This is a genomic window from Streptomyces sp. NPDC088124, from assembly GCF_040685895.1.
In the GTDB taxonomy this organism is placed as follows: domain Bacteria; phylum Actinomycetota; class Actinomycetes; order Streptomycetales; family Streptomycetaceae; genus Streptomyces.
This window is the reverse complement of sequence record NZ_JBFBJB010000025.1, coordinates 37,694-54,734: the sequence shown is the minus strand read 5'-3', so window position 1 is coordinate 54,734 and position 17,041 is coordinate 37,694. Positions and strand designations below refer to the sequence as shown.

The following is a 17,041-nucleotide window of genomic DNA, read 5'->3' as shown; positions in this document are numbered from 1 at the left end:
ACCGCGTACCCTGCCCTGCGTGACCACCCTTGTCTGGATCGCCGTCGCCGTCATCGCGATCGCGCTCTATCTCAGTTGGACCGCGGGCCGGCTCGACCGGCTGCACACCCGGATCGACGCCGCCCGGGCCGCGCTGGACGCCCAGTTGCTGCGGCGCGCCTCGGTCGCGCAGGAGTTGGCCACTTCCGGGGTGCTCGATCCGGCCGCGTCGATCGTGCTGTACCAGGCCGCGCACGCGGCGCGGCAGGCCGAGGAGGAGCAGCGGGAGGTCGCCGAGAGTGAGCTGAGCCAGGCGCTGCGGGCCGTGTTCGGGGAGGCGGCCCAGGTCGAGGCCGTACAGGAGGCGCCCGGGGGCGAGGACGCCGCCGGGGAACTCGCCGCCGCGGTACGGCGGGTGCCGATGGCGCGGCGGTTCCACAACGACGCCGTACGGGCCGCCCGGGCGCTGCGGCGCCACCGCGCGGTGCGGTGGTTCCGGCTCGCGGGGCACGCGCCCTTCCCGCTGGCCTTCGAGATGGACGACGAGCCGCCGGTCGCGCTGGCGGACCGGCCGGGGGCCTGAACGATCCACCGGCTTCCCATTGGCCCTTGCTGTGGACTGGTTCCGGGGCGTTCTCTGGAGTTCCCCGTCGTACGAGTCTGTGAGGTCGCCCGTGTCCACCACGCCCCAGAACCCCGAGACCGGCACCGCGCGCGTCAAGCGCGGCATGGCCGAGCAGCTCAAGGGCGGTGTGATCATGGACGTGGTCACACCGGACCAGGCGAAGATCGCCGAGGACGCCGGCGCGGTCGCCGTGATGGCGCTGGAGCGGGTGCCCGCCGACATCCGGAAGGACGGCGGCGTCGCGCGGATGTCCGACCCCGACATGATCGAGGGCATCATCGGCGCGGTGTCGATCCCGGTCATGGCGAAGTCCCGTATCGGCCACTTCGTCGAGGCCCAGGTGCTCCAGTCGCTGGGTGTCGACTACATCGACGAGTCGGAGGTGCTGACCCCCGCCGACGAGGTCAACCACTCGGACAAGTGGGCGTTCACGACCCCCTTCGTCTGCGGTGCCACCAACCTCGGTGAGGCGCTGCGCCGGATCGCCGAGGGTGCGGCCATGATCCGTTCGAAGGGCGAGGCCGGGACCGGCAATGTCGTCGAGGCGGTCAGGCACCTGCGGCAGATCAAGAACGAGATCGCCAGACTGCGCGGCTGCGACAACAACGAGCTGTACGCCGCGGCCAAGGAGCTGCGCGCCCCGTACGAGATCGTGAAGGAGGTCGCGGAGCTGGGCAAGCTGCCCGTGGTGCTCTTCTCCGCGGGCGGTGTCGCCACCCCCGCCGACGCCGCGCTGATGCGCCAGCTCGGCGCGGAGGGCGTCTTCGTGGGCTCCGGCATCTTCAAGTCGGGCGACCCGGCCAAGCGCGCCGCCGCGATCGTGAAGGCCACCACGTTCTACGACGACCCGAAGGTCATCGCGGAGGCGTCGCGCGACCTGGGTGAGGCCATGGTCGGCATCAACTGCGACACGCTGCCCGAGGCCGAGCGCTACGCGAACCGCGGCTGGTGATGAACACCCCCGCGATCGGCGTCCTGGCGCTCCAGGGTGACGTCAGGGAGCACCTGAGCGCCCTGGCCGCGGCGGGCGCCGTGGCCAGGGCCGTACGGCGCCCCGAGGAGCTGGCCGCGGTCGAGGGCCTGGTGATCCCGGGTGGCGAGTCCACCACGATGTCCAAACTGGCCGCGCTCTTCGGCATGCTGGAGCCGCTGCGCACCCGGGTCCGGGCCGGGATGCCGGTGTACGGCACCTGCGCGGGGATGATCATGCTCGCCGAGAAGATCCTCGATCCGCGGTCGGGTCAGGAGACGGTCGGCGGCATCGACATGATCGTCCGGCGCAACGCCTTCGGCAGGCAGAACGAGTCCTTCGAGGCGGCAGTTGAGGTCGCCGGTGTCGAAGGCGGCCCTGTGGAGGGCGTCTTCATCCGCGCTCCATGGGTCGAGTCGGTGGGGGCCGAGGTCCAGGTGCTCGCCGAGTACGGGGGGCACGTGGTCGCCGTACGGCAGGGCAACGCGCTGGCGACGTCCTTCCACCCCGAACTGACGGGCGACCACCGGCTGCACCGTTTCTTCACCGACATGGTGCGCTCCGTACAGTGACCTCCGCCCGGTAGGATCGCTGCCGAACGGGAGCAGTACCGGTTACGCGAAGGAGACAGGCAGATGTCCGGCCACTCTAAATGGGCTACGACGAAGCACAAGAAGGCCGTGATCGATGCCAAGCGCGGCAAGCTCTTCGCGAAGCTGATCAAGAACATCGAGGTCGCGGCCCGCACCGGCGGCGCGGATGTCGACGGCAACCCGACGCTGTTCGACGCCATCCAGAAGGCGAAGAAGAGTTCGGTCCCGAACAAGAACATCGACTCGGCCGTCAAGCGCGGCGCCGGCCTGGAGGCCGGTGGCGCCGACTACGAGACGATCATGTACGAGGGGTACGGCCCCAACGGTGTCGCGGTGCTCATCGAGTGCCTCACCGACAACCGCAACCGCGCCGCCTCCGACGTGCGGGTCGCGATGACCCGCAACGGCGGCTCGATGGCCGACCCCGGGTCCGTGTCGTACCTCTTCAACCGCAAGGGCGTCGTGATCGTCCCCAAGGGCGAGCTGGGCGAGGACGACGTGCTGGGCGCGGTGCTCGACGCGGGCGCCGAGGAGGTCAACGACCTCGGCGAGTCCTTCGAGGTGCTCAGCGAGGCCACCGACCTGGTCGCGGTCCGCACCGCGCTCCAGGAGGCGGGCATCGACTACGACTCGGCGGACGCCAACTTCGTGCCCACCATGCAGGTGGAGCTGGACGAGGAGGGGGCGCGCAAGATCTTCAAGCTGATCGACGCCCTGGAGGACAGCGACGACGTCCAGAACGTCTTCGCCAACTTCGACGTCTCGGACGACGTGATGGAGAAGGTCGACGCCTGACCCCGCCCTTCGCACCCCCCTCCTCGATGTCGGTCCGGCCGTTGTCAGTGCCGGCCGATAGGGTCCGATCAGGGCTTCTTCCCCCGGGGGAGAACGTATGACCGAGAGAGTGGGGGCGCGATGCGGGTGCTGGCTGTGGACCCCGGACTGACCCGGTGCGGGATCGGTGTCGTCGAGGGCGTCGCGGGACGGCCGCTGACGATGCTGGGCGTCGGCGTGGTGCGTACGCCCTCCGACGCGGAGATCGGGTCGCGCCTCGTCGCCATCGAGCAGGGCATGGACGCCTGGCTGGACGAGCACCGGCCCGAACGCGTCGCCGTGGAGCGGGTGTTCGCGCAGCACAATGTGCGTACGGTCATGGGCACCGCCCAGGCCAGCGCGGTCGCCATGCTCTGCGCCTCACGCCGGGGCATCCCCGTCGCCCTGCACACCCCCAGCGAGGTCAAGGCCGCCGTCACCGGCAGCGGCCGGGCCGACAAGGCGCAGGTCGGCGCGATGGTCACCCGGCTGCTGCGGCTGGCCGCGCCGCCCAAGCCGGCCGACGCGGCGGACGCCCTCGCGCTGGCCATCTGCCACATCTGGCGGGCTCCCGCCATGAACCGCCTCCAGCAGGCGCAGGCCGCGGCCCGCGCGCCCCGTGTCCCCGCCTCCGCACCCGTCCGGAAGGTCACGCGATGATCGCGTTCGTCAGCGGCCAGGTCGCCGCCCTCGCCCCGACCACCGCGGTGATCGAGGTCGGCGGCGTCGGCATGTCCGTCCAGTGCGCCCCCGGCACCCTCGCCGCGCTGCGCGTCGGCCAGGAGGCCAGGCTCGCCACCTCACTGGTCGTCCGGGAGGACTCCCTCACGCTGTACGGCTTCGCGGACGACGACGAACGCCAGGTGTTCGAGCTGCTGCAGACCGCCAGCGGCGTCGGGCCCCGGCTCGCCCAGGCGATGCTGGCCGTACACAGCCCCGACGCGCTGCGCCTCGCCGTCTCCACCGGCGACGAGAAGGCGCTGACGGCGGTCCCCGGCATCGGAAAGAAGGGCGCCCAGAAGCTGCTGCTGGAGCTGAAGGACCGGCTCGGCGCGCCGCTGGGCGCCACCGTGGGGCGGCAGTCCACCGGGGCGCCCGCCGCCTCCTGGAGCGACCAGCTCCACGCCGCGCTGATCGGCCTGGGATACGCCGGCCGGGAAGCCGAGGAAGCGGTCGCCCAGGTCGCCCCGGAGGCCGAGGCGGCCCTCGCGGCCGGCGAGCAGCCGCCCGTGCCCCGGCTGCTGCGCGCCGCGCTCCAGAGCCTCAACCGCACGCGTTGAGCACGGCCGGGCCGGGCCCGCTCCCGGCCCGCCTCGATGTACTCCATCCGGGCGTTCTCGTACGCGCCCTCTTCCCGAGGTGAGACTGAGTGAACTGGGACGACACCGCCGGCGCGGGCCCCGCGCCGCAGGACGCGGCCGATCGGCTGGTCGGGGCGTCCGCGGACGGCGAGGACCAGGCCGTCGAAGCGGCGCTGCGGCCCAAGTCGCTGGACGAGTTCGTCGGGCAGGAGCGGGTACGGGTCCAGCTCGACCTCGTGCTCAAGGCGGCCCTCGCCCGCGGCGCCACCGCCGATCACGTGCTGCTCTCCGGGGCGCCCGGGCTCGGCAAGACCACCCTCTCGATGATCATCGCCGCCGAGATGAACGCCCCGATCCGCATCACCTCCGGCCCCGCGATCCAGCACGCGGGGGATCTCGCCGCGATCCTCTCCTCGCTCCAGGAGGGCGAGGTCCTCTTCCTCGACGAGATCCACCGCATGTCCCGGCCCGCCGAGGAGATGCTCTACATGGCGATGGAGGACTTCCGGGTCGACGTGATCGTCGGCAAGGGCCCCGGCGCCACCGCCATCCCGCTGGAGCTGCCGCCCTTCACCCTGGTCGGCGCCACCACCCGGGCCGGACTGCTGCCGCCCCCGCTGCGCGACCGCTTCGGCTTCACCGGTCACATGGAGTTCTACGAGAGCGCCGAGCTGGAGCGCGTCATCCACCGCTCGGCCCAGCTCCTCGACCTGGAGATCGACACCGAGGGCGCCGCGGAGATCGCCGGACGCTCCCGCGGCACGCCCCGTATCGCCAACCGGCTGCTCCGCCGCGTACGGGACTACGCCCAGGTCAGAGCGGACGGCCGGATCACCCGTGAGGTGGCCGGGGTGGCGCTCGGGGTGTACGAGGTCGACGCGCGCGGCCTCGACCGGCTCGACCGGGCGGTGCTCCAGGCGCTGCTCAAGCTCTTCGGCGGCGGGCCCGTGGGGCTGTCGACGCTGGCGGTCGCGGTGGGGGAGGAGCGCGAGACCGTCGAGGAGGTCGCCGAGCCCTTCCTCGTACGGGAGGGACTGCTCGCCCGTACCCCGCGTGGCCGGGTCGCCACCCCCGCGGCGTGGGCGCACCTCGGGCTCGTCCCGCCCCAGCAGGCACCGGGAGCGGCCGGACAACCCGGCCTGTTCGGGGCGTGACGGCACGGACACGCGCATGGGCAGGAACCCGGGTGCGATGCTGGGCGTTGTTCCAACGAAGCGGACTCGCTTAGACTCCGCCGATGCCGCCCTTCCGGCGCGGCATGCCCACCCCCGTATACCAGGCCGCTCGACAGCGCGGTCGTGCGAAGGAAGTTCCCTCCCGTGAGTCTCGTGACCCTTCTCCCCTTCATCGTGCTCATCGGGGCCATGTTCCTGATGACCCGGTCCGCCAAGAAGAAGCAGGAGGCCGCCGCGCGGATGCGCGACGAGATCCAGCCCGGCACCGGCGTCCGCACCATCGGGGGCATGTACGCCACCGTCAAGGAGGTGCACGTTGACATGGTCCTCCTGGAGGTGGCTCCCGGCGTCCACGCCGTCTACGCGAAGAACGCCATCGGCGCGGTGCTCGACGACGACGAGTACAACCGCATCGTGCACGGCGACGAGGCGAGCGACTCCGACACGCCGATCGTGCCCGACGACGCCTCCTCGCTGACCGGTCCCGCCGACGAGGCCAGGATCGACCTCGGCAAGAAGCCCGAGGACGCCGGGTCCGCGGACGGCACGGACACGGCGGACGCCGAGCCCGCCGACGCGAAGTCCGAGGACGTATCCGCCGACAAGGCCGACAGCGCCGAGAAGGCCGACAAGGCCGAGAAGGCCGAGAAGGCCGAGAAGACCGACGGCGAGTCCGGCGTGAAGTAGCCGGTCCGCGCCGACGGGCCGCACAACGGCTCCCGGCGACTCACGGTCGCGCCGATTTCCGCGGGGGCAGGTCCCCACAACACTTCGTGGCCGCTCCCCCGCACACCCGGCGTGGGGGCGGTTGGACAGGGAGAAACGAGAAGGTGGCAGCACCCAATAAGGGCCGAAGGCAAGCGGGGTCCCCAGGCAGGCCAGGCCGCACCCTGGCGCTGTTCCTGATTGCCATGGTGGCCCTCACGGGCGGGATGTTCTGGTCCGGCCATGTCACGCCACGTCTGGGGATCGACCTCGCGGGCGGCACCAGCATCACGCTCCAGGCGAAGAACACGCCGGGCAAGCCGAACGCGATCAACAAGACCAACATGGACACCGCCGTCAGCATCATCGAGCGGCGCGTCAACGGTCTTGGTGTCTCGGAGGCCGAGGTTCAGACCCAGGGCAACGAGAACATCATCGTCAACATCCCCCGGGGCACGAACGAGAAGCAGGCCCGTGAGCAGGTCGGCACCACCGCCCAGCTCTACTTCCGGCCGGTGCTGACCGTCGCCGCCGGGAGCCCGACGACCCCGCAGCCCTCCGGCAGCGGTTCGCCGAGCGCCGCTCCCTCCTCGTCGACCAGCGCTTCCACCGGGGACAAGGCCGGCGAGAAGGCGGATGAGAAGGCCGGCGACGGCTCGACCGGCTCGACCGCGTCCCCCGACGCGAGCGCCACCGCCCAGGGCCGCGCCGTGACGGACGCCCTGAAGGCGGACGCCTCGCCGTCGCCCGACGCCTCCGGCTCGGACAATCCGTCCGACAAGTCCTCCGACAAGCCGTCGGACAAGGACTCCGGCGCCCCCGCGCCGTCCGCGAGCCCCTCCAGCGACGCGGCCACCGCCGCCCTGGAGAAGAAGTTCACGGAGCTGGACTGCACGAACGAGAAGGCCCGCACCGAGGTCAACCAGAGCGCGGCGCCCAAGGACACCATCGTCGCCTGCGGCCAGAACTCCGGCGGCGAGTGGGAGAAGTACGTCCTCGGCCCGGCCGAGCTGGAAGGCACGGACGTCGACGACGCCAAGGGCGTCCTCGACCAGCAGCGTGGCATGTGGATCGTCACGATGGACTTCACCGGCGCCGGCACGAAGAAGTTCCAGTCGATCACCGGCAAGCTCTCGCAGCAGCAGGCGCCGATGAACCAGTTCGCCATCGTGCTCGACGGCAACGTGGTCTCCGCGCCCTCGGTGAGCCAGACGCTCGGCGGCAGCGCCGAGATCTCCGGCAGCTTCACCCAGCAGTCCGCCCAGGACCTGGGCAACATCCTGTCGTACGGCGCGCTGCCCCTGACGTTCCAGGAGCAGTCCGTCACGACGGTCACCGCCGCGCTCGGCGGTGAGCAGCTCGAAGCCGGTCTGATCGCCGGTGCGATCGGCCTCGCCCTGGTCATCATCTACCTGGTGGCCTACTACCGGGGTCTCTCCGCGATCGCCATCCTCAGCCTCGGCGCCTCCGGCATCATGACGTACACGATCATGTCGCTCCTCGGCCCCGGCATCGGCTTCGCGCTGAACCTCCCCGCGGTATGCGGCGCCATCGTCGCCATCGGTATCACCGCGGACTCGTTCATCGTGTACTTCGAACGCATCCGGGACGAGATCCGCGAGGGCCGTTCGCTCCGCCCCGCCGTGGAACGGGCCTGGCCGCGCGCCCGGCGCACGATCCTCGTCTCCGACTTCGTGTCGTTCCTCGCCGCGGCGGTGCTGTTCCTGGTCACCGTCGGCAAGGTCCAGGGCTTCGCGTTCACCCTCGGGCTGACCACGCTTCTCGACGTGGTCGTGGTGTTCTTCTTCACCAAGCCCGTCATGACGATCCTGGCCCGTACGAAGTTCTTCTCCAGCGGCCACTCGTGGTCCGGCCTGGACCCGAAGCGCCTCGGTGCCAAGCCGCCCCTGCGCCGCGCCCGCCGTGTCAGCGCCCCCACCGACCCGAAGGAGGCGTGAGATGTCCCGACTCGGCGATCTCGGCGCCCGGCTCTACCGCGGCGAAGTCGGCTACGACTTCATCGGGAAGCGCAAGATCTGGTACGGAATCTCGATCCTGATCACCATCACGGCCATCGCGGCCCTGGCGGTGCGCGGGCTCAACATGGGCATCGAGTTCAAGGGCGGTGCCGTCTTCACCATCCCGAGCACGAGCGTCTCGGAGGTCCAGGCACGCGAGGACGCGCAGGCCGCGTCCGGACACGCCGCGATCGTCCAGAAGCTCGGCAACGGCGGCATGCGGATCCAGGTCACGGAGCTGGACACCAAGCAGGCCGACGCCGTGAAGGTCCAGCTCGCCAAGGACCTGAAGGTCGACGAGGCGAAGATCAACGCGGACCTGGTCGGCCCGAGCTGGGGCGCGACCATCGCCAACAAGGCGTGGATGGGCCTCGGGATCTTCATGGTCCTGGTGGTGATCTATCTGGCCATCGCCTTCGAATGGCGGATGGCGGCCGCCGCGCTCATCGCCCTGATCCACGACCTCACGATCACCGTCGGCGTCTACACCCTGGTCGGCTTCGAGGTCACCCCGGGCACGGTGATCGGTCTGCTGACCATTCTCGGTTACTCCCTCTACGACACGGTCGTCGTCTTCGACAGCCTCAAGGAGGGGGCGCAGGGGATCACCAAGCAGACCCGCTGGACCTACAGCGAGGTCGCCAACCGGTCGATCAACAGCACGCTGGTGCGGTCCATCAACACCACCGTGGTCGCCCTGCTGCCCGTCGGCGCGCTGCTCTTCATCGGTGGCGGTTTCCTCGGCGCCGGCATGCTGAACGACATCTCGCTCTCGCTCTTCGTCGGCCTCGCCGCCGGCGCGTACTCCTCGATCTTCATCGCCACACCGCTCGTCGCGGACCTGAAGGAACGCGACCCGCAGATCAAGGCGCTGAAGAAGCGGGTGCTCGCCAAGCGCGCGGCGGCCGCCGCCAAAGGCGAACTGAACGGCTCCGCCGCGGACGGTGACGACACCGCCGACGACGGCCCGCAGGACGGCGTCACGGGCGCTCCGGCACCCGCCGTGGCGGGCCAGCGCGGCCGCGGCGGCCGGGGCCGCCCCTCGGGCTCGGGGAGGCGTCGATGACCGACACCGGCGTCCAGGAGCTGCTGCTCAGCCGCATCCGTGATGTGGACGACTACCCGAAGCCGGGCGTGGTGTTCAAGGACATCACCCCGCTGCTGGCCGACCCGAAGGCGTTCACGGCGCTGACCGACGCCCTCGCCGCGCTCTGCGCGCGGTTCGGCGCGACGAAGATCGTCGGCCTGGAGGCGCGCGGCTTCATCCTCGCCGCCCCCGTGGCGGTCCGGGCGGGCGTCGGGTTCATTCCTGTACGCAAGGCCGGCAAGCTCCCCGGCGCGACACTGTCGCAGGCGTACGACCTGGAGTACGGCTCCGCGGAGATCGAGGTCCATGCCGAGGACCTGGAGCACGGGGACCGTGTCCTCGTCATCGACGACGTCCTCGCCACGGGCGGTACGGCCGAGGCGTCCCTGGAGCTGGTCCGCCGGGCCGGCGCCGAGGTCGTGGGCGTCGCCGTCCTGATGGAGCTGGGCTTCCTGGGCGGCCGCGAGCGGCTGACACCCGCGCTCGGCGGGGCCCCGCTGGAGGCTCTGATCACGCTCTGAGCGCCGCCGGAACGCGGATTCCGGCGGGCATGCGAACACGGCAGGACGGGCACCCGGGAACAGACGGGTGCCCGTCCCGCGTTCCGGGGAGCCGGGCCCGGCCGGACCCGGGAGACCGGCCTTGGGACGAGAGGGACGCCCGGGGTCGATACCATGGAACCTCCGGGCCTGACCGGGGGACCTGGATCCGCACGAGGAGCGCTCTTGCCAGACGAGGTTCAGCCACTGGCCGCCGCGACGCCCGATCACCCCGCCGACCAGGCCGCGGTGGGTTCCGCCGTGCCCCGGAACAAGGCCCCGGTCGCCGCCGAGCAGCCCGTCCGCGGCGCCGCGAAGTCCGCGCCGCCCGAGCGCTCAGCCGTCCCCGTCAGCGCCCCCAAGCCCGGCGCCACGGCCGCTCCGCGCTCCGGAGGCTCCTCCAACCGGGTGAGGGCCCGGCTCGCACGGCTCGGGGTGCAGCGCTCCTCGCCGTACAACCCCGTCCTGGAGCCGCTGCTGCGGACCGTACGCGGGAACGACCCCAAGATCGAGACCGCGACGCTGCGCCAGATCGAGAGCGCGTACCAGGTCGCCGAGCGCTGGCACCGCGGACAGAAGCGCAAGAGCGGCGACCCGTACATCACGCATCCCCTCGCGGTCACCACGATCCTCGCCGAGCTGGGCATGGACCCCGCCACCCTGATGGCCGGGCTGCTGCACGACACCGTCGAGGACACCGAGTACGGCCTGGACACCCTGCGCCGCGACTTCGGCGACCAGGTCGCGCTCCTCGTCGACGGCGTCACCAAGCTCGACAAGGTCAAGTTCGGCGAGGCCGCGCAGGCCGAGACCGTACGCAAGATGGTCGTCGCCATGGCCAAGGACCCGCGCGTCCTGGTCATCAAGCTCGCCGACCGGCTGCACAACATGCGCACCATGCGGTACCTCAAGCGGGAGAAGCAGGAGAAGAAGGCCCGCGAGACGCTGGAGATCTACGCCCCCCTCGCCCACCGGCTGGGCATGAACACCATCAAGTGGGAGCTGGAGGACCTCGCCTTCGCGATTCTCTACCCCAAGATGTACGACGAGATCGTCCGGCTGGTCGCCGAGCGCGCGCCCAAGCGCGACGAATACCTGGCCATAGTGACCGACGAGGTCCAGTCGGACCTGCGCGCGGCCCGCATCAAGGCCACCGTCACCGGGCGGCCGAAGCACTACTACAGCGTCTACCAGAAGATGATCGTCCGCGGCCGGGACTTCGCGGAGATCTACGACCTGGTGGGCATCCGGGTCCTGGTCGACACGGTCCGTGACTGCTACGCGGCGCTCGGCACCGTCCACGCGCGGTGGAACCCGGTCCCCGGCCGGTTCAAGGACTACATCGCGATGCCCAAGTTCAACATGTACCAGTCGCTGCACACGACGGTCATCGGGCCCAACGGCAAGCCGGTCGAACTCCAGATCCGTACGTTCGACATGCACCGCCGCGCCGAGTACGGCATCGCCGCGCACTGGAAGTACAAGCAGGAGGCCGTCGCGGGCGCCTCCAAGGTCCGCACCGACGTCCCCAGGAGCGCCGGCCGGGGCGCGGGCCAGGACACCGTCAACGACATGGCGTGGCTGCGCCAGCTCCTGGACTGGCAGAAGGAGACCGAGGACCCCAGCGAGTTCCTGGAGTCGCTCCGCTTCGACCTCTCGCGCAACGAGGTCTTCGTCTTCACGCCCAAGGGCGACGTCATAGCGCTGCCCGCCGGCGCCACCCCCGTCGACTTCGCGTACGCCGTCCACACGGAGGTCGGCCACCGCACCATAGGGGCGCGGGTCAACGGCCGGCTCGTACCGCTCGAATCGACCCTCGACAACGGCGACCTGGTGGAGGTCTTCACCTCCAAGGCGTCCGGGGCGGGCCCCTCGCGCGACTGGCTCGGCTTCGTCAAGTCGCCCCGGGCCAGGAACAAGATCCGCGCCTGGTTCTCCAAGGAGCGCCGCGACGAGGCGATCGAGCAGGGCAAGGACGCCATCGCGCGGGCCATGCGCAAACAGAACCTGCCGATCCAGCGCATCCTCACCGGGGACTCGCTGGTCACCCTCGCGCACGAGATGCGCTACCCCGACATCTCCTCCCTGTACGCGGCGATCGGCGAGGGCCATGTGGCCGCGCAGGGCGTCGTACAGAAGCTGGTGCAGGCCCTCGGCGGCGAGGAGGCCGCCAACGAGGACATCGCGGAGAACTCCCCGCCCTCCCACAGCCGCGGCAAGCGCCGCTCCAACGCCGACCCCGGCGTGGTCGTCAAGGGCGTCGAGGACGTCTGGGTGAAGCTCGCCCGCTGCTGTACGCCCGTCCCCGGCGACCCGATCATCGGCTTCGTCACCCGCGGCAGCGGCATCTCCGTCCACCGCGCCGACTGCGTCAACGTGGACGCGCTCTCCCAGCAGCCCGAGCGGATCAAGGAGGTCGAGTGGGCGCCCACCCAGTCCTCGGTCTTCCTGGTCGCCATCCAGGTCGAGGCACTGGACCGCTCCCGGCTGCTGTCGGACGTCACCCGCGTCCTCTCCGACCAGCACGTCAACATCCTCTCCGCCGCCGTCCAGACCTCCCGGGACCGCGTCGCCACCTCGCGCTTCACCTTCGAGATGGGCGACCCCAAGCACCTGGGCCACGTACTGAAGGCGGTACGGGGCGTGGAGGGCGTCTACGACGTCTACCGCGTCACCTCGGCCCGCAGGCCCTGAGCGCGGCCGACGCACGGGCACACAGACGGGTACAGAGGGCGGCCACAGCGGGCGCACACGCAAGCGCACAGACATGGGTACACACGGAGGGCGGCCCGGCAGTGGAGTCCACTGCCGGGCCGCCCTCCGTACGCGTTGTTCCGGCCGGTCCGGCCCGTTGGCTCAGCCGCCGAACTCCTGGAGGCCCTTGAGCGCCTGGTCCAGCAGGGCCTGCCGGCCCTCCAGCTCCCGGGCCAGCTTGTCGGCCTTGGCGTTGTTGCCCGCCGCGCGCGCCGCGTCGATCTGCGCGCGCAGCTTGTCCACGGCCGCCTGGAGCTGGCCCGTCAGACCCGCGGCCCGCGCACGGGCCTCCGGGTTCGTCCGGCGCCACTCGTTCTCCTCGGACTCCTGGAGCGCCCGCTCCACCGCGTGCATCCGGGCCTCGACCTTGGGCCTGGCGTCGCGCGGTACGTGGCCGATGGCCTCCCAGCGCTCGTTCAGCGCGCGGAAGGCGGCCCGGGCCGCCTTGAGGTCCGTGACCGGCACCAGCCGCTCGGCCTCGACCGCCAGCTCCTCCTTGAGCTTCAGGTTCTCCGACTGCTCGGCGTCGCGCTCCGCGAAGACCTCGCCGCGCGCCGCGAAGAAGACGTCCTGAGCACCGCGGAAGCGGTTCCACAGGTCGTCCTCGGCGTCGCGCTGCGCGCGGCCCGCCGCCTTCCAGTCGGTCATCAGCTCGCGGTAGCGCGCCGCCGTACCGCCCCAGTCGGTGGAGCCGGAGAGCGACTCCGCCTCGGCGACCAGCTTCTCCTTGGCCTTACGGGCCTCCTCGCGCTGCGCGTCGAGCGCCGCGAAGTGCGCCTTGCGCCGCTTGGAGAACGCCGAGCGTGCGTGCGAGAAGCGGTGCCACAGCTCGTCGTCGGACTTCCGGTCCAGCCGGGGCAGGCCCTTCCAGGTGTCCACGAGCGCCCGCAGCCGCTCACCGGCCGACCGCCACTGGTCGCTCTGCGCGAGCTCCTCCGCCTCGGCGACCAGTGCCTCCTTGGCGTGACGCGCCTCGTCGGTCTGCTTGGCCCGCTGCACCTTGCGCTCCTCGCGGCGCGCCTCGACCGTGGCGACCAGCGCGTCGAGCCGCGTCCGCAGCGCGTCGAGATCGCCGACGGCGTGGTGCTCGTCCACCTGAACGCGCAGATGGTCGATGGCCGTCGTCGCGTCCTTCGCGGACAGGTCGGTGGTCTTCACGCGCTTTTCCAGGAGGCCGATCTCGACCACCAGGCCCTCGTACTTGCGCTCGAAATAGGCCAGAGCCTCCTCCGGAGAGCCGGCCTGCCACGATCCGACCACCTGCTCGCCCTCGGCCGTACGCACGTACACGGTGCCCGTCTCGTCGACACGGCCCCACGGGTCGCTGCTCACAGCGCCTCCTCCACCTGATGCCCGTGAGGGGATTGGCCCCCGGGCATCATCCACAGTTCCTGGGGCGGGCCGCGCCCGCCCTGCACAACGCCAATCTAGGCGACCGGCCGCCCGGCTGTCCGCACTCAGCGCGGCCGAAATTCACAGGGTCACGCCGTGTCGACCGTGACCTTCTCCACGGTGACGGCCTTCTTGGGCGCGCCGTCGCTCGCCCCGCCGTCCACCCCGGCCTTCCCCACGGCCTCCACGGCCTTCAGCCCGGCGTCGTCCATGGTGCCGAACGGGGTGTAGCTGGGCGGCAGTTTGGTGTCCTTGTAGACCAGGAAGAACTGGCTGCCGCCGGTGTGCGGCTGGCCGGTGTTGGCCATGGCCACCGTGCCCGCCGGGTACGTCACGCTGCCGTCCGCGCCGGCCTTGCCGAGAGCCGTCAGGTTCTCGTCCTCGATCGTGTAGCCGGGGCCGCCGGTCCCGTCACCCTTCGGGTCGCCGCACTGGAGCACGAAGATGCCCTCGGTGGTCAGCCGGTGACACTTCGTGCCGTCGAAGTACCCCTTGTCGGCGAGCGCCTTGAACGAGTTCACCGTGTGCGGGGTCTTCTTCGCGTCCATGGCGATCGCGATGTCACCCTGGCTCGTCTTGAGGTCCAGCGAGTACTTCGCGTTCTGGTCGATGGCCATCTTCGGCTCGGGCTCGGCCTTCTCCGAGGGCTCCGCCGACGGGCTCGCCTCGGCCGCCGCGTCGTCCTTCTCCGGCTTGTCGCCGTCGCTCAGGCCGACGGAGAAGTACGCCGCGCCTCCCGCGAGCACCACCACGGCCAGCACGGAGGCGATGATCGCGTTACGCCGCTTCGCCTTCTGCCGGGCCTCAACCCGCCGCTGCTGCTGCCGCTCGAACTTCTCCCTGGCGAGCTGCCGCCGCCGCTGATCGCTCTTGACCACCGGGTCCACTCCTCGTGTCTGTGTGTGATCCTGTTCGGTCCCATCCGGCCTGACCAGTGCCACGACCGGGCAAATCTTTCCGGGAGGGGCACCAGATGCGTACGGTATATGGGTTGGCTGTGGAATGAGGAGCGCCGGTATCCTCTCCGAACTGCCGCATTCTCCGCCGGACCACGTGCCCGGACGACATATCCGGACGACATATAAGGACGATCGTGCTCATTGCCGGGTTCCCCGCCGGAGCCTGGGGGACCAATTGCTACCTGGTCGCCCCCGCCGCGGGTGAGGAGTGCGTGATCATCGACCCGGGCCACCAGGCCGCCCAAGGGGTCGAGGAAACGATCAGGAAGCACCGCCTCAAGCCCGTCGCCGTCATCCTCACCCACGGACACATCGACCATGTCGCCTCCGTCGTCCCGGTGTGCGGCGCCCATGACGTACCGGCGTGGATCCACCCCGCCGACCGCTTCATGATGAGCGACCCGGAGAAGGCCCTCGGCCGCTCGATCGGGATGCCGCTCATGGGCGAGCTGACGGTCGGCGAGCCGGACGACCTGCGGGAGCTGACCGACGGCGCCGGACTGGTGCTGGCGGGCCTGGAGTTCACCGTCGCGCACGCGCCCGGCCATACGAAGGGGTCGGTGACCTTCGCGATGCCCGAGGCCGCGGACATCCCGCCGGTCCTCTTCTCGGGCGATCTGCTCTTCGCCGGCTCCATCGGACGCACCGACCTGCCCGGCGGTGACCACGCCGAGATCCTGGCGTCGCTGGGCCGCGTGTGCCTGCCGCTCGACGACTCGACCGTGGTGCTGTCCGGCCACGGCCCCCAGACGACCATCGGCCGGGAGCGCGCCACCAACCCGTATCTCCGGGACGTGGCCACCGGCCAGGGAGACGGCACGCACGCCGCTCCGCGACGAGGAATGTGAAACACCGATCTCCATGAGCACTTTTCAGGCACCCAAGGGCACCTACGACCTGATCCCGCCCGTCTCGGCGACCTTCCTCGCCGTACGCGAGGCCATCGCCGCGCCGCTGAGGAACTCCGGCTACGGCTATGTCGAGACGCCCGGATTCGAGAACGTCGAGCTGTTCGCCCGCGGTGTCGGCGAGTCCACCGACATCGTCTCCAAGGAGATGTACGCCTTCGAGACCAAGGGCGGCGACAAGCTCGCGCTGCGCCCCGAGGGCACCGCCTCCGTGCTGCGCGCCGCGCTGGAGGCCAACCTCCACAAGGCCGGCAATCTGCCCGTAAAGCTCTGGTACTCCGGCTCGTACTACCGCTACGAGCGCCCGCAGAAGGGCCGCTACCGCCACTTCTCGCAGGTCGGCGCCGAGGCGATCGGCGTCGAGGACCCGGCGCTCGACGCCGAGCTGATCGTCCTGGCCGACCAGGCGTACCGCTCGCTGGGCCTGCGGAACTTCCGCATCCTCCTCAACTCGCTGGGCGACAAGGAGTGCCGTCCCGTCTACCGCGAGGCCCTCCAGGGCTTCCTGCGCGGCCTCGACCTGGACGAGGAGACCCGCCGCCGCATCGAGATCAACCCGCTGCGCGTGCTCGACGACAAGCGCGCCGACGTCCAGAAGCAGCTCGTCGGGGCGCCGATGCTGCGCGACTACCTGTGCGACGCCTGCAAGGCGTACCACGAAGAGGTACGGGAGCTGCTGACAGTCCAGGGCGTCGCCTTCGAGGACGACGAGAAGCTCGTCCGCGGCCTGGACTACTACACCCGCACCACCTTCGAGTTCGTCCACGACGGCCTCGGCGCGCAGTCCGCGGTGGGCGGCGGCGGCCGCTACGACGGCCTCTCCGAGATGCTCGGCGGCCCCGCGCTGCCCTCGGTCGGCTGGGCGCTGGGCGTGGACCGTACGGTCCTGGCCCTGGAGGCCGAGTCCATCGAACTGGACATCCCGCCGGCCACCAGCGTGTACGCGATCCCGCTCGGCGAGGAGGCGCGGCGGCGGCTGTTCGGCGTCGTCACGGAGCTGCGCGCGGCCGGGATCGCGACGGACTTCGCCTTCGGCGGCCGCGGTCTCAAGGGCGCGATGAAGTCGGCCAACCGCTCCGGCGCGCGCTACACGCTCGTCGCGGGGGAGCGGGATCTCGCGGAGGGCGTGGTCCAGCTCAAGGACATGGAGAGCGGCGAGCAGACGGCGGTCGCGCTCGACATCCTGGTGGCCGAGGTGGCCCGGCGGCTCGGCTGAGCCCCGG

Annotated in this window: 16 protein-coding genes; 14 read left to right on the top strand and 2 right to left on the bottom strand. The window is 70.9% G+C overall.

What is annotated here, in order from left to right; genetic code table 11:
- The first annotated feature begins 10 nt into the window (after nt 1-10).
- From AB0P17_RS21620 to AB0P17_RS21565, 12 genes are all read left to right on the top strand, one after another.
- Complete coding sequence (locus AB0P17_RS21620) at nt 11-562, top strand: hypothetical protein (protein ID WP_365813386.1); 552 nt, start codon at nt 11-13, stop codon at nt 560-562.
- A 79-nt stretch (nt 563-641) separates the two neighbouring features.
- Complete coding sequence (gene pdxS / locus AB0P17_RS21615; protein ID WP_365813253.1) at nt 642-1,556, top strand: pyridoxal 5'-phosphate synthase lyase subunit PdxS; 915 nt, start codon at nt 642-644, stop codon at nt 1,554-1,556.
- Entirely contained in the window at nt 1,556-2,146 is a 591-nt protein-coding gene (gene pdxT, locus AB0P17_RS21610) for a pyridoxal 5'-phosphate synthase glutaminase subunit PdxT (protein ID WP_365813251.1), read from the top strand. Before pdxS ends, pdxT begins: the two co-directional genes overlap by 1 nt.
- A gap of 63 nt (nt 2,147-2,209) precedes the next feature.
- Nucleotides 2,210-2,962: a YebC/PmpR family DNA-binding transcriptional regulator gene (locus tag AB0P17_RS21605; protein ID WP_249951051.1), complete on the top strand. Its 753-nt coding sequence runs from the start codon at nt 2,210-2,212 to the stop codon at nt 2,960-2,962.
- Between the two features lie 120 nt (nt 2,963-3,082).
- Nucleotides 3,083-3,640 carry a crossover junction endodeoxyribonuclease RuvC gene (gene ruvC, locus AB0P17_RS21600; protein WP_365813249.1) on the top strand — a complete coding sequence of 186 codons (558 nt, stop codon included), beginning with the start codon at nt 3,083-3,085 and terminating at the stop codon, nt 3,638-3,640.
- Entirely contained in the window at nt 3,637-4,260 is a 624-nt protein-coding gene (ruvA, locus tag AB0P17_RS21595; protein WP_365813247.1) for a Holliday junction branch migration protein RuvA, read from the top strand. The genes ruvC and ruvA overlap by 4 nt, the downstream gene beginning before the upstream one ends.
- 89 nt (nt 4,261-4,349) lie before the next feature.
- Nucleotides 4,350-5,435, top strand: coding sequence for a Holliday junction branch migration DNA helicase RuvB (gene ruvB, locus AB0P17_RS21590; RefSeq protein ID WP_365813245.1), 1,086 nt, complete (start codon nt 4,350-4,352; stop codon nt 5,433-5,435).
- A 165-nt stretch (nt 5,436-5,600) separates the two neighbouring features.
- Nucleotides 5,601-6,143 (top strand): preprotein translocase subunit YajC, encoded by a 543-nt coding sequence (gene yajC, locus AB0P17_RS21585; RefSeq protein ID WP_365813243.1) that lies wholly within the window; start codon nt 5,601-5,603, stop codon nt 6,141-6,143.
- 143 nt (nt 6,144-6,286) lie between these two features.
- Nucleotides 6,287-8,119 (top strand): protein translocase subunit SecD, encoded by a 1,833-nt coding sequence (gene secD / locus AB0P17_RS21580; protein WP_365813241.1) that lies wholly within the window; start codon nt 6,287-6,289, stop codon nt 8,117-8,119.
- Nucleotide 8,120: 1 nt separating this feature from the next.
- Nucleotides 8,121-9,245 carry a protein translocase subunit SecF gene (gene secF, locus AB0P17_RS21575; RefSeq protein ID WP_365813240.1) on the top strand — a complete coding sequence of 375 codons (1,125 nt, stop codon included), beginning with the start codon at nt 8,121-8,123 and terminating at the stop codon, nt 9,243-9,245.
- Nucleotides 9,242-9,787 carry an adenine phosphoribosyltransferase gene (locus AB0P17_RS21570; protein WP_365813238.1) on the top strand — a complete coding sequence of 182 codons (546 nt, stop codon included), beginning with the start codon at nt 9,242-9,244 and terminating at the stop codon, nt 9,785-9,787. Before secF ends, AB0P17_RS21570 begins: the two co-directional genes overlap by 4 nt.
- Before the next feature lie 204 nt (nt 9,788-9,991).
- Nucleotides 9,992-12,499: a RelA/SpoT family protein gene (locus AB0P17_RS21565; protein ID WP_365813236.1), complete on the top strand. Its 2,508-nt coding sequence runs from the start codon at nt 9,992-9,994 to the stop codon at nt 12,497-12,499.
- Between the two features lie 162 nt (nt 12,500-12,661).
- Here AB0P17_RS21565 and AB0P17_RS21560 read toward each other — a convergent pair whose 3' ends face one another.
- Both AB0P17_RS21560 and AB0P17_RS21555 read right to left on the bottom strand, forming a co-directional pair.
- Nucleotides 12,662-13,891: a DUF349 domain-containing protein gene (locus AB0P17_RS21560; protein ID WP_365813234.1), complete on the bottom strand. Its 1,230-nt coding sequence runs from the start codon at nt 13,889-13,891 to the stop codon at nt 12,662-12,664.
- A 149-nt stretch (nt 13,892-14,040) separates the two neighbouring features.
- Nucleotides 14,041-14,829, bottom strand: a complete 789-nt coding sequence (locus AB0P17_RS21555; RefSeq protein WP_365813232.1) for a peptidylprolyl isomerase — start codon at nt 14,827-14,829, stop codon at nt 14,041-14,043.
- A gap of 215 nt (nt 14,830-15,044) precedes the next feature.
- On the opposite strand from AB0P17_RS21555, the gene AB0P17_RS21550 reads away from it, so the two are divergent.
- Both AB0P17_RS21550 and hisS read left to right on the top strand, forming a co-directional pair.
- A complete protein-coding gene (locus AB0P17_RS21550; RefSeq protein ID WP_365813230.1) occupies nt 15,045-15,758 on the top strand; it encodes an MBL fold metallo-hydrolase in 714 nt (237 codons plus the stop codon).
- Nucleotides 15,759-15,771: 13 nt separating this feature from the next.
- Complete coding sequence (hisS, locus tag AB0P17_RS21545; RefSeq protein WP_365813228.1) at nt 15,772-17,034, top strand: histidine--tRNA ligase; 1,263 nt, start codon at nt 15,772-15,774, stop codon at nt 17,032-17,034.
- Nucleotides 17,035-17,041: the final 7 nt, after the last annotated feature.